At 51.5% G+C, this 13,437-nt stretch carries 9 protein-coding genes; 7 read left to right on the top strand and 2 right to left on the bottom strand.

The window, feature by feature from the left end; all coding sequences use genetic code 11:
- Nucleotides 1-68 precede the first annotated feature (68 nt).
- From M0220_RS02890 to M0220_RS02865, 6 genes are all read left to right on the top strand, one after another.
- Complete coding sequence (locus tag M0220_RS02890; RefSeq protein WP_264018614.1) at nt 69-908, top strand: fructosamine kinase family protein; 840 nt, start codon at nt 69-71, stop codon at nt 906-908.
- 278 nt (nt 909-1,186) lie between these two features.
- Nucleotides 1,187-2,665, top strand: a complete 1,479-nt coding sequence (locus M0220_RS02885; protein WP_264018613.1) for a TolC family outer membrane protein — start codon at nt 1,187-1,189, stop codon at nt 2,663-2,665.
- Nucleotides 2,666-2,757: 92 nt separating this feature from the next.
- The gene (locus tag M0220_RS02880; RefSeq protein ID WP_264018612.1) at nt 2,758-4,026 is read left to right on the top strand and encodes an efflux RND transporter periplasmic adaptor subunit; all 1,269 of its coding nucleotides are present in this window, start codon (nt 2,758-2,760) and stop codon (nt 4,024-4,026) included.
- Nucleotides 4,026-7,223 (top strand): efflux RND transporter permease subunit, encoded by a 3,198-nt coding sequence (locus M0220_RS02875; protein WP_264018611.1) that lies wholly within the window; start codon nt 4,026-4,028, stop codon nt 7,221-7,223. Before M0220_RS02880 ends, M0220_RS02875 begins: the two co-directional genes overlap by 1 nt.
- Nucleotides 7,224-7,454: 231 nt before the next feature.
- Complete coding sequence (locus M0220_RS02870; protein WP_264018610.1) at nt 7,455-9,476, top strand: oleate hydratase; 2,022 nt, start codon at nt 7,455-7,457, stop codon at nt 9,474-9,476.
- 246 nt (nt 9,477-9,722) lie between these two features.
- Nucleotides 9,723-10,400, top strand: coding sequence for a hypothetical protein (locus tag M0220_RS02865; protein WP_404813842.1), 678 nt, complete (start codon nt 9,723-9,725; stop codon nt 10,398-10,400).
- Nucleotides 10,401-10,410: 10 nt separating this feature from the next.
- Here M0220_RS02865 and M0220_RS02860 read toward each other — a convergent pair whose 3' ends face one another.
- Entirely contained in the window at nt 10,411-11,343 is a 933-nt protein-coding gene (locus tag M0220_RS02860; protein ID WP_264018609.1) for an alpha/beta fold hydrolase, read from the bottom strand.
- Nucleotides 11,344-11,405: 62 nt separating this feature from the next.
- The gene (locus M0220_RS02855; RefSeq protein WP_030070118.1) at nt 11,406-12,017 is read right to left on the bottom strand and encodes a TetR family transcriptional regulator; all 612 of its coding nucleotides are present in this window, start codon (nt 12,015-12,017) and stop codon (nt 11,406-11,408) included.
- Between the two features lie 205 nt (nt 12,018-12,222).
- Between M0220_RS02855 and M0220_RS02850 the strand changes: the two genes are divergently transcribed.
- Complete coding sequence (locus tag M0220_RS02850; protein WP_030070119.1) at nt 12,223-13,254, top strand: succinylglutamate desuccinylase/aspartoacylase family protein; 1,032 nt, start codon at nt 12,223-12,225, stop codon at nt 13,252-13,254.
- Nucleotides 13,255-13,437: the final 183 nt, after the last annotated feature.

Raw genomic sequence — 13,437 nt, 5'->3', positions numbered from 1 at the left:
AGCATCTAGAAGTGAGTAGGAAAAAGCTAAGCGAATGATCGCTACGTCAACGGTTCAGAGTGAGCGTTATGGATAACAATCTGAGTAACTTGCTGGATACGCTGGGATTAATCCCCACTGATAAGCTTCAGCCACTCAGTGGTGGTGACATAGCTGCTGTTTACGCCTTAATGACTCGCCAGGGGCAAGTCATTATCAAACACGATAACCCTGCGCGATTACTTGGTGAAGCCGAAGGGCTTCGCACGCTCAAGGGGGCGGGCACTTCATTAGTGATCCCTGAGGTGCTAGGTGAGTCAATGGGGTGGCTGGTGATAGAGTCGCTCGATACCAAACCTGCAAACACCCAGAGTAGCATCGCTTTGGGCGAGGAGCTACGTGAGTTGCATGGAGTGATAGGTGATGCCCGGCATCAGGACAATGCCTGTGGGCGTACGCCCCAGCCCAACGCCCCATTGTCAGATGGTCGTGCGTTTCAGCGCGAACGACGTTTACTGCCTCTTAGTCAAGCCTGCTATCAGAAGGGGCTGCTGGATGAGGCCTTGCGCAGCCGTGTGGAACACCAAGCAGGCCAATTAGAAACATGGTTGCCAGATTCGCCTGCCAGCCTTATTCATGGGGACCTATGGGCGGGCAATGTGCTGACGACCACAAGAGGGCCGGCACTGATCGACCCTTCTGTTTATCGCCATTATTCCGATGTTGATGTGGCTATGCTGACTCTATTTGGATCGCCAGGCACACCTTTTTTTGATGCTTACTGGGACGGCAATAAGCCAATCGACTGGCCAAGACGAGAAGCGCTTTTCCAGCTTTATCCGTTGCTTAATCATCTGTTGATGTTTGGTTCCGGCTATCGCAGCGCCGTTGAACGTTGTGTGGCAGTGCTGGAGGCTTTTGAAGAGTAATATGGAAGCACTTCAAACAGCTTGTGATTACCGTTCACAGTGGCACTGATGGTTCAGCTGTTGGGCCTGTTAAAGGTCGTGCTAAAAAACTGCCAGCTCAGTGCGCTTTGAACTAAGGTAAAAGAGAGTCTTGTGCAGTGCGGCTATTTATAAGTAACACTGTCCACACATTTAGGTTAAGTTCAAGCCTAGCATACATACATGAATGTAACTATAATGCCATCTTTTAGAATGGCTATCCGACTCGCCACCCTACGTTGACACCTAGAGGCAATCCCATGCGACTGGCACACTGGGCAGTCAATGCCCCTTTTCGTCCCCTGCTATTAGCAGTCCTTACATCATCTTTCATGCTGCCAGCTCACGCGGCAGATCTAATCAATATCACCCGCGACGCGCTTAATAATAATGCTGCCTTGGCGTCGGCACGTGCTGAGTTTTCAAGTGTTGAAGCGGCAAGTGACGTGGCAAGTGGAGCATTGTTGCCCCAGGTAAATGCCTCTGGAAACGTTGTTCATAATCAGCAGTATGAAAGCCAGTCCTTCGCGAGGAGTGCAGGGCAGGGAGCCGAACAGAGTGCTGGTACAGCAGGGGTGGGAGGCAGTGACGATCGATTCAACACGGTGTCGTTAAGCCTTGAAGCGACGCAAGCGCTCTTTAACGAAGTGGCGCGTCAGGAAGTGAATCAGGCTGAGCGTCAGATTGATCAACAAGTGTATCTCTTGGCTGCCACTGAACAGCAGTTGCTGATTGACGTTGCCAGCGCATATTTCGATATTTTACGTGCCCATGAAGTGTTAGAGGCGCGCTTAGCCCAAGAGCGTGCGATTGGTCGCCAGCTTGAACAAGCGCGAGAGCAGTTTGAAGTTGGTCTCATTGCGATTACTGAGGTTGAAGAAGCGCGGGCGAGTTTTGATCAATCTCGTGCGGATCGTATCGCTGCAGAAAGTAATCTTCAGGTGGCATTTGAAGTGCTTGAACAGCTAACAGGGCAGCGTTACGCCAGTATTGATGCCTTGGGCGACGCAATGCCGATTGCCTTGCCAACGCCTTCGGATCGCAATTACTGGGTAGAGCAAGCCATTGAACGTAACCCGCAGGTGCTGGCCCAGCAGGCAGGCATTGAGCTTTCTCGCGTAGGCGTTGAGCTTGCGCGTGCAGGACGCATGCCCACAGTGCAGGCGTTCGCTAACTATCAATACGCAGATAGTGATAGAGATCAGGTCAGTGGTTACGACACGTCAAGCCAGGTGGGCGTTTCAGCGAACTTGCCTATTTATACGGGTGGCAGCACCAGTGCTCGTATCCGCCAAGGGACCTTCCTGCTTGAAAGTAGCCAGTACGATTTTGAGTCCCAGCGCCGTACTACTATCCAGCAGGTCCGCTCGCTCTATACTCAAGTCAGCAATAATGTCGAGACCGTTGAAGCTCGCCAACAGGCAATCGTTTCTAACCGCAGCGCCCTTGAAGCAACTCGCGCTGGTTATGAAGTAGGCACGCGTAATATTGTTGATGTGCTAAACGCTGAACAGAACCTTTATAACGCCATTGCTAACTACGCAGAGGCACGCTACGACTACGTAGTGAACTTACTGTCATTGCGTCAACAGGCTGGTTTGCTGGACGTTGAGGCGATCGAAGAAGTCAATGCATGGCTAACGGGCGATCAGGTGAATTTCACGCTGCCTGAGGGTGGTAGCCCTGACACCTACCAGCGGGCTATGGAGATTGGCGCGCCGCCCACGCCAGGTGCATAAGTTAGCAAAACGTTCGTTTTCTAACACGTTAAATCAATCGAGCGCTGTGCTGCTATCCGTCAATGTTGAAAAGAAGAATGGGAAACCGATGTATGAAGAAGACGATTCACTCAGGTCGAGCGAGTCTAGTGACGCTGATAGCTGCACTGGCGCTAGCCGCATGCGGTCAGGAGCAGCCTCAGGAACAGCAGGCTGGTCAGCAGGAAGCGCCGCCTTATGCGGTAGAAGTTGCTGAAATTGCACGTCAGGATATTCCGCTAGATAAATCGTATCCGTCGCTGCTGCGCAGCGATAGTGAAGTCACGTTGGTGGCGCGGGTAAACGGGTTCCTGGAAGAGCGCCATTTTGAGCCTGGACAATTGGTAGAACAGGGTGATCAGCTCTATACCATTGAGCCAGATCTCTACCAAGCAACGGTTAATCAGCGTGAGGCTGACTTACAAAGTGCGCGCGCTGAGTTGGCACGTGCCCAGCGCGATGCGCAGCGCTTTGAGCAGCTGTTAAGCCAAAACTCGGTGAGTCGTCAGCAGTATGATCAAGCACTGGCTGACCAGCGGGTTGCCCAAGCCAGTGTAGCTCAAGCAGAAGCTGCCTTAACCAGCGCTAACCTTGATTTAGGCTATTCAAACGTCACTGCTCCCGTGTCTGGCATGATCAGCTTAAGCCAAATAAATGTAGGTAACTTAGTGACGCCAGGGACTGAGCTGGCCACTATCACGCCGCTTGATCCCCTTGAAGTACGTTTTCAGCTACCCCAGCGGGATGCCTTTGAACTGCGTCGTCAACTGGGAGAGCGCGGGAGCGCATCAGACATTACCGCCCGGTTGAGTGTGCCAGGGCAAACTAACGGCGATAACACAGAGCTTGAAGGCCGCCTGAACTTTCTTGGTTCCCGAGTTGATACCGGCACCAGCACGGTGCAAGCGTCAGCAACGTTTGCCAACCCCGATGGCGCGGTGTTGCCTGGTCAGTTCGTGCGGGTTCGTATTGAAGGCTTGAAGCGCTTTGATGTGTTGGCCGTGCCAGAAATTGCCGTTACTCAGGGTTTAATGGGACCGCAAGTCTTTATTGTTGATGATGACAATAAAGCTCGCGAGCGTACGGTTCAGCTCGGAGAAGTGGCTGGCCCATGGCAGATCATTCGTGATGGCCTTTCTGCTGGCGAGCGCGTTGTTGTTGGTGATCCTGCTGGTTTGGAGCCAGGCAGGGCAATTGACCCTCAGCCGTTTGAGGGTAACGCTGGCGCTATTGTCGAAGAAGCAGAGCAGGAAGAGGCTCAGCAAGAAGCCGAGCAGGCAGAGGCAATGCAGGAAGGGGAGGCTGACGCACAGCCTGCAGAAGGGGAAGAGGGCGCGCAATAATGAACTTTTCCAACTTCTTTATCAGCCGACCGATCTTCGCTACCGTTTTGGCGATTATCTTGACGCTGGTAGGTACGATGGCAATGCGAATATTGCCGATTGAGCAGTATCCCAGCGTTGTACCTCCCACGGTGTCGGTGCAGGCTCAGTTCCCCGGGGCAGATGCTGAAACAGTGGCGCAGACCGTCGCAGCACCACTTGCTGAGGCCATCAATGGTGTTGAGGACATGTTGTATATGACCTCAAACAGCGCTGATAACGGCACCATGAGTCTGAGTGTCGCCTTTAATATCGGTACGGATGGTGACATCAACACCATCAACGTGAACAACCGAGTGCAGGGCGCACTTTCACAGCTACCCGAGGCGGTACAATCGCAAGGGGTAACGGTCGAGTTACGCTCCGACTCTATTTTGATGCTTGTTGCCTTGACGTCACCCAGCGGTGACTACAGCAAGATCTACATGCAGAACTATGCCACACTAAATATCTTAGATGAGCTACGCCAAGTGCCCGGTGTAGGTAATGCCGAAGTGTTAGGCGGCGGTGAGTTTGCGATGCGGGTGTGGATGGATCCCGACAAGCTAGCTCAGTACGACCTGACGCCCAGTGAAGTGGCCAGCGCTATTCGCGCGCAGAATACCGAGATCCCTGCGGGTAACTTAGCGGCAACGCCACAAAGCGAACCGCGCGCTTATACCTACACGATTACCGCCGGTGGTCGTTTGTCGGGCACCGATGATTTTCGCAATATCTTTCTGCGCACCAACCCAGACGGCTCTTCGCTACGTTTAGAAGATGTGGCGCGGATTGAGCTGGGTGCGTCGTTTTATGGCGTGGATGCTCGTTTAAACGGCGCCACGATGACGCCCATTATTATTAACCAGCAGCCGGGTGCCAACGCGTTGGAAACCGCTGATGCGGTACGCACTACCATGGAAGAGCTTGCCGGGCGCTTCCCGCCAGGGCTTGAATATGTAACGCCTTACGACACCACGTTGTTTATTGATGCCTCTGTAGAAACCGTATTAAAGACCTTTATCGAAGCGTTTCTGATCGTTATCGTTATTCTGTTTATCTTCTTGCAGAACTGGCGTTTTACAGTCATTGCTATGTCAGTCGTGCCGGTGTCGGTTATCGGCACCTTTGCAGGCTTCTACTTGTTTGGCTTCTCCATCAACCTGCTCACGTTGTTTGCCTTGGTGCTGTCGATAGGCATCGTAGTGGATGACGCGATACTGGTGGTTGAAAACGTCGAACGGGTACTGAGCGAAGAAGATGATATTTCGGTGCGTGATGCGACCATTCGTGCGATGAAAGAAGTGGGCGGTCCGGTTATTGCCACGTCGCTGATTATGGCGGCGGTATTTGTGCCGGTGGCATTTCTGGGTGGTTTTACCGGCCAAATTTATCAGCAGTTTGCGATTACCGTGGCGATATCAGTGGCGCTTTCAGCGCTAATGGCACTGACCTTTACCCCCGCGCTCTCGGCTATCTTCATTAAGCATAACCTGCATAAAACGAAACAGTCTGCGTTCCGGCGAGCGATTACCACGCCGCTGCGCCTATTTGACCGTTTCTTCGCTGGTTTTACCGCCGCGTATATGTGGTTCGTGAAAAAGCTGGTGCGCTTCTGGGTGTTAGCGCTCGCGCTAACCGTGGCGGTCGGTGCTGGTTCTTACTGGCTCTACGCGAATACGCCTTCCACGCTTGTACCTGAAACTGACCAAGGTATCGTACTGGTCAGTGTTTCATTGCCCGATGCCGCGTCACTTAGCCGAACCCAAGCCTATATGGCTGAACTTAGTTCACAGATAGAAGATATTCCTGGCGTTGAGTACTCTTCTGCGGTCGCAGGCTATGACATTTTGTCGAGCGCGGTTAATACCGCTCGTGGCATCATGTTTATCAACATGAAAACCTGGGCTGAGCGAGAGCTAACAGCAAATGAGCTGGTCGGCCGTATTATGCAGCTGGGCGCGAGTATTGATGGTGGTTCGGCGATGGCGTTTAACGTGCCGCCGATAATGGGGCTTTCTACAACGGGTGGTTTCACTGGCTACTTGCAATCATTTGAGGGCGCTTCCACGCGTGAGCTTTATCAAGCGTCCTTGCAAATTATGCAGGCAGCGAACCAACACCCAGCATTAAGTCGCGTATTCACGACGTTTAATGTCAATGTGCCTTCTTACCGTGCGGAGATTGACCAGCAAAAAGCACTCAGTTATGGCGTTGCGCTTGAGAATATCAACTCAGCGCTTGCCAATACCTTCGGTAATGGGTTTGTTAACTTCTTTAGTTACCAAAACCGCAATTTCCAGGTCTACTTACAGAACGAAGATGAATTCCGTAAAACACCGGATGATGTCAGCAGCGTTTATGTGCGTAGTGGCAATGGCGATCGCATACCGCTTTCCGAGTTCGTCACGCTTGAACGCCAAACGGGTCCGGCGGTTGTATCCCGCTTCGGTGTTTATGCAGGTGCTCAGTTCCAAGGTAGCCCAGCTCCAGGCTACAGTTCTGCCCAGGCGATTGAAGCCATGGAAGAAGTGGTTCAGGAAACGTTAGGCAGAAACTGGGGCATGGGCTGGACAGGAACAGCGTACCAAGAGTCTAACCTTGGCAATACCGCTGTACTTGCCATCGTGTTTGGTATCCTGATGGTGTTCTTAATCCTGGCGGCTCAGTACGAAAGCTGGTCGCTACCGCTCGCAGTGTTGACGGCTACGCCATTCGCTTTCCTAGGGGGGATCGGCGGCATTGTGCTACGAGGGTTAGATACCAGTGTGTACGTACAGATTGGGATGTTGGTGGTGGTCGGCTTGGCTGCCAAAAACGCGATATTAATCGTTGAGTTTGCTGAGCTACAGCGCAAAGAGCAGGGTAAGTCGATTCGTGAAGCAGCGATTACTGCTGCGGAGCTTCGCTTCCGTCCTATTGTGATGACGTCACTTGCCTTTATCTTCGGCACCCTGCCGTTGGCACTGGCTACTGGCGCGAGTGATGTGAGTAGTCACCACATAGGTACCACCGTTGCAGTGGGTATGGCGTCTGTCGCAACCCTGGGAAGCCTGTTTATTCCCAGCTTCTACGCCATGATTGCCACGGTTTCCGACTGGCTCTATCGTAAACGCCATCCTGACCAAGAGCGAGATAGTCGCAACGGACAGGCAGCGGTAGGTCACGATCAGCCGTAACGCTGTTTAGTCATTGGCGAACGGGCACCATGTGAACATGGTGCCCGTTTTTTTATAGTGGCCATTTTGTTGTCGACCTAAATGGCTTAATTGCCGGTAGCGCTAGTGGAAATAATTAATATTGCTAATTTTTCGAATTTTTACATTAGTTATTTATGGTTTTTTAGAGGCTGTTAGGTTTTTTAAACTACACTTTATTGATAGTAATTGCCCAGAAAAGGATAGCTATCAATGAGCAACTCTAACCCTTCAAAAATATCTGGTTCAAAGCTGAAAGCTCATATTGACGCCCTCGAGAAGCAGCCTCTCGATATTACGCCAGACGCCTCATCAAGACACTTGCATAACGGTATCGACACGCCATTTCCACCCGCCGATCTGCATGGCAGCTATACCAACAACCGGCCACTTCCGACCGAGGGTATTGAGCAGCGTCACGCCTGGATCGTTGGTGGCGGTATTGCTGGGTTGTCTGCTGCTTTCTTCCTGATTCGTGACGGTCATATGCCCGCTGGCAATATCACTTTCCTAGAGGAGCAGAGCATAGAGGGCGGCTCGTTGGATGGTGCTGGTAACGCGGAAGAAGGCTATATCGTGCGCGGAGGCCGTGAAATGGAGATGACCTACCAGAATTTCTGGGACGTCTTCTCGGAAATACCGGCGCTTGAGTTGCCGCCGCCTTTTACTGTGCTAGATGAGTACCGCATTGTAAATGACGCTGACAAAAACTGGTCAAAAGCGCGCCTGTTGGAAAAGCAAGGCCAGATCAAAGATTTTTCCACCATGAACCTCACCAAACGCCAGCAGCTGGAAGTCATCAAGCTACTGCTAGCGCGTAAAGAGGATCTGGATGATGTCACTGTAGAGCAGTGGTTTAGTGAAGGTTTTCTAGACACTAATTTCTATACCTTCTGGCGCACCATGTTTGCCTTCCAAAACTGGCATTCAGTGCTCGAAATGAAGCTATATATGCATCGCTTCCTGCACCTGATGGATGGCCTTAACGACATGACGTCATTGGTATTTCCAAAGTACAACCAGTACGACAGTTTTGTTCGACCACTGATGAGTTGGCTGAAGGATCAGGGTGTAAAGATTGAGTACGATACGGTTGTCGAAAACCTAGGCATGGAGACTCAGGAAGGCGGCAGTAGAACCGTCACCACCATTCAGTGTCACGGTAGTAACGGCGGTAAAGCCATCACGGTCGGTCCCCGCGACTTGGTGTTCGTCACCACGGGTTCGATGACCGAAGATACTGCTTATGGCGATGATGACACCGTTCCACAGCTGAAAGATAAAGGGCAGGCTGGCGTGGGATCAGGTTGGCAACTGTGGAAGAATCTCGCAGAAAAATCTGACATTTTTGGGAAGCCAGAAAAGTTCTGCGGGGACGTTCCGCGTTCTACCTGGGAGTCTGTAACGCTTACCTGTAAACCTTCGCCTTTGATGGATAAGCTTAAGGAATTGTCGGTTAACGATCCTTATTCAGGGTTCACAGCCACCGGTGGGATTATTACCTTTACAGACTCTTCCTGGTTAATGAGCTTTACCTGCAATCGCCAGCCGCACTTCCCCGACCAGCCCGACGATGTGATTGTGCTGTGGACATACGCCTTGTTGATGGACAAGCCCGGCGACTATGTCAAAAAGCCAATGCCAGCGTGCAACGGTAAAGAAGTGTTGACTGAAATGTGCTACCACCTTGGTTTGATTGATCAGGTTGATGCCATAGTAGCCGCTACCAAAACCCGTATCGCGCTAATGCCCTATATCACCGCCCAATTTATGCCAAGAGCTAAGGGAGATCGCCCTGAGGTGGTTCCTGAAGGCTGCACCAACCTGGCCTGTATGGGTCAGTTTGTAGAAACCCATAACGATGTTGTGTTCACGCTGGAAAGTTCGGTGAGAACAGCCCGTATTGGCGTCTACAGCTTACTTGGGCTTAAAAAACAGGTGCCTGATATCTATCCTGGTCAATACGACGTGCGTCGTTTGCTGCGAGCTACCCGCACCTTGAACAGCGACGACGCGTTTATAGGCGAAGGTGTATTACGCCGTCTACTGGGTGGGACCTACTTTGAAAATGTACTGCCGCTTGGTGCAGATGAAACCCCCGATGATCTTCACCACCATGGACGATTGGATCACCAGCTTCAGGCTATTCGTAGCTTAATAGGCGACAATCATACTCTTGACGACGTTAAAAGCCGGCTTCAGGAGCTAAGGGATAAGCTGCGCGGGCGTCGCTGATTTACGCTCGTTTATATTAATTATTTACTATTCCCCGCTCTCCGCCATCGCGCGGTGAGTAGGGGACGCCTTTCGCATAAAGCCCACGGCTGAACTTTCGACTATTAAGTGATGGGCATCAAGTTAGCTAAACACATAAACGCGTAAGGTGGTCTACGCTAAAAGAGATCGCTGTTTTTAGCTTGTACTAATAAAGATAACATCAAGCGAAAACATCACCAGGCTTTGTCTGGAGGAGAATACGCCATGATTCACTCGCTTGTTTCCGCTGCACTGCAATTTCCTACGATCGTTTTTACCCTCTTATTGGCTTTGACAGCACTCTACTGGTTACTGGTGTTAATTAGGCTTGCACCGCTTGAGCTGTTTGAGCGCGATAGCCTGCGCGACGACCACATGGCCAGCACACTTGTGTCGTTAGGCTTTGCAGGTGTACCCGCCACGCTTGCGCTAAGTATTTTGGTACTTTTTGCGGGGGTAATTTCGCTCGCTATTGAGCTACTGGCCCTGCGCTGGTTATCGCTGGGTATGTTGAGAGTGCCTGTCGGCGTGCTTGTACTGTGGGTATCATTTGCGGTTGCGTCGCCGATTGCGGCGGCCGTGTGCCACTCAGTGCAACGCGCGCTTCATCGCTATCAGCCGTTCAATCGTCGCTGTTTATTAGGCGCTACTGTCGTTGTTTCTGAACGCCAGAATGATGAATACGCCTCGGCTCAGCTGGAAAATGAACCCAGCAGTGCTGTTAGGTTGCACTGTAAAGCAGGAGACTGCCCACAAACGGGCGAGCGCCGGGTGCTAGTGAAATATCTTGCCGACGAAGGCGCATACCGTAGTGTGATTGAGCAGCAATATCTCGATACGCGCGTTCGTGTGAATAAGCTGCGCTTGCACCGCAAACATCATTCAAATGGCTATTCCACCTAGTGGGTGTTGTTTAGCCAAATAGCCGCCGCCACTGTTTAACAATCCACTGTGCAATAGGAAGCGACGTAGAAGGAGCACTTGCTGGTTTGCTGGAGGTGAAAACGCTCAGTGGCGTATCGAGAAACTGACGAAGCGGTGTGACTTGTTCGGGATGATTCAGCATAGGAGCATGGCCGCAGCCTGGGGCGGTGAAGGTGACCAAGCCAGGTTGCACCTCTTTCATTCTAGGCAGCGTTTCGGCATCCAGTAGCGTTGATTCAGCACCTCGAATTACCATCACAGGGCAGTGAATGTTCGCCCAATCTGCCCATGTGTCTCGTGGTGTGTCATGGATAAACTGCTCACCAATGCGTGGATCAAAGTGGTAAGTCCAACAGCCATCTGGTAGCCGCCGAGCGCTGCCAAGTGCTAATGCCCGCCACTCAGCGTCACTGGTGATCCCAAAGCTTGCGTAGTGCTGCATCAGTTCTTTTTGTAGATCCACAAAGCTCGTAAAGCGATGGGTTAGGCTGAAATAGCTGGAGAGTGCGATGAGTCCCTCTTTATTCAGTTCAGGCCCAACATCATTGAGGATAAGTCTAGAAATCCGTTGGCTATGCGTTTTATCGGCAGCGAGCAGCATGCCCAGTAGCCCTCCCATGGACGTGCCCAGCCAGTCGACTTGCTTTAACTGGAAATGATCTAAAATAGCGATCGCTACTGTCATATAGTGGCTGTAAAGATAGTCGTGGGCAGGAAACAGTGACCAGCTGGAAAGACCGCGACCAGGCGTATCCGGCGCAAGAATACGCCAGTCGCTGCCTAGCTGGTGTGCAAGTGCCTCGAAGTCGCCGCCGTGACGCGCAAGGCCATGCCACGCAATCAGCGTGCGCGGTGCGCTGGGGTTCCAAATACGAACAGCAATATCAAGTTCGCGGACACGAACAAATTCCAATGCATCCATAACATAATCCTATGCTGACAATGCGCTCAGTATAGGTGTATTGCTGCATTGCAGCGAGATGGTTAGCGCTGCATCATGGTGATTAAGGTATCGATAAGTTCACCGCCACGCTCACGTAGCGAGAAAGACTCAGGATTACGCAGCCAGTCGTGGAACAAACCACCCAGTGCTGCTTGCATCAGCCGGGTTGCCACCTCTGGGGACAGATCATCGCGTAGTAACTGCTGCTGCTGGGCCAGTTGAAAGACCAACAGCATTTCGTCGAAACACTCATCAGCGATTTCATCTTGCATCTGAATCGGATTAATATCGCTAAAGAATTCGCAGCGATGCAGAAGAATCGACAAAATGCGCTGATGAGATGGCTGTTCCAAACGGTTAAGCCCAGCATGGCAAGCAAGCTGAATAGCGGTAAGTGGCGAGAGGGTAGGGTCAGCGTTGTTGACCTCTTCCATTAAGGATTGGAAAGGCATGCGGACACGCTCCACCAACGCCATAAATAAGTCGCCTTTATTTTTAAAATGCCAATAAACGGCACCCCGCGTCAGATTAGCATGACGGGCAATTTGCTCCAGCGATGTGCGAGCTACGCCTTTTGCGAAAAACACTTCTTCAGCCGCATCCAACAGCGCTTCGCGAGTTGCAGCAGCCTCCGCTTTGGTTTTTCTTGCCATAAAAACGTAACCTCAATAAGTGACACGGGATAGTCACATTTTACCGTATGTGCATCACTTTTTACATTCAAAACTGTATGGTTAATTGTTTTAGCTCATAACCTAGGTTAGTAAAGTCGTTATTTCAGTGAAAGACGTATAAGATTTGTTTGGAAACGCTGTTTCGAAATGAAACCGTCATTACCCACGTTATAGGGATTTCAGCATGGCGCGAGCACCTTTTATTTTGGCAGGGCACACTGTAATGCCTGGCCAACGCTTACAAATAGATGTGCCTGTGGCACGCCTATACACCCACACACAGCTGCATATTCCGGTTGAGGTCGTGCATGGGCGTAAAGATGGCCCGGTCATGTTGGTGTGTGGTGGCATTCATGGTGATGAAATTAATGGGGTAGAGATTGTTCGTCGTCTGCTGCGTTCCAAGGCAATTAACAGCTTGCGCGGTACGTTAATTGCGGTACCCGTGGTGAATGTCTTCGGTTTTTTACAGCAAACGCGCTATTTGCCAGACCGCCGCGATTTGAACCGCTGTTTCCCGGGCAGTGAAAAGGGCTCGTTAGGTGGGCGCATTGCGGCGCTATTCCGCGATGAAATTGTCGATCACGCCACGCATATTATCGACTTGCATACCGGTGCTATTCACCGTACCAACCTTCCGCAGATTCGTGCCCAGCTCCAGCCAGGCAGTGAAACGGAGCGCATGGCCGATGCATTTGGCGCGCCCGTTGTGCTTAATGCAGAGCTCCGTGAAGGTAGTTTGCGCCACTATGCGCAAAACCGTGGTATCCCTGTGCTGACTTATGAAGCGGGTGAGGCGCTACGTTTTGATGAGTGGGCAATTGCCCCCGGCGTGCGTGGTGTTTTACGAGTTATGCGACGTTTAGGCATGCTAGCGGGCGAGCAGCGTCGCCGCTCGCCAATGCCTGCGGAACTTGCCAATGGCTCTAGCTGGGCGCGGGCACCTATCGACGGCATCTTACGACCCAAAGTGCGCCTAGGTGCCCGGGTGGCAAAAGGCGAAGTGCTCGGTAAAGTGGCTGACCCGTTTGGTAACGATGAGGGCGAAGTGCTCTCCATGGCCGATGGTATTGTGATTGGTATGAGTCGATTGCCGCTAGCGAACGAAGGTGAAGCACTTTATCACATTGCCCGCTTTGATGAGATTGAGGAAGCTGAGACAGCCATTGAGAATTTTCAATCAAGCCTAACGCCTCAGCCTGATGCGATGTATTGATACGATGTATTGATGCGTGTTTTTGGTGCGAGATTAAAGTTATTGATTCAATATTATAGTTAAAAACTATTAACTCAATAGCAAAAGAAGCCGGATCACAAATGGCGTGATGCAGATGAGTTGGCTATACCTGTGGGGTAGCCGCTTTAGCTTAGATTAATATAGATCGTTAAAGGCGGCTTT

The sequence above is a fragment of the Halomonas qinghailakensis genome (assembly GCF_025820815.1).
Taxonomy (GTDB): domain Bacteria; phylum Pseudomonadota; class Gammaproteobacteria; order Pseudomonadales; family Halomonadaceae; genus Vreelandella; species Vreelandella qaidamensis.
Note: the sequence above shows the minus strand (reverse complement) of the source record. Positions and strands in the feature narration are given on the sequence as shown.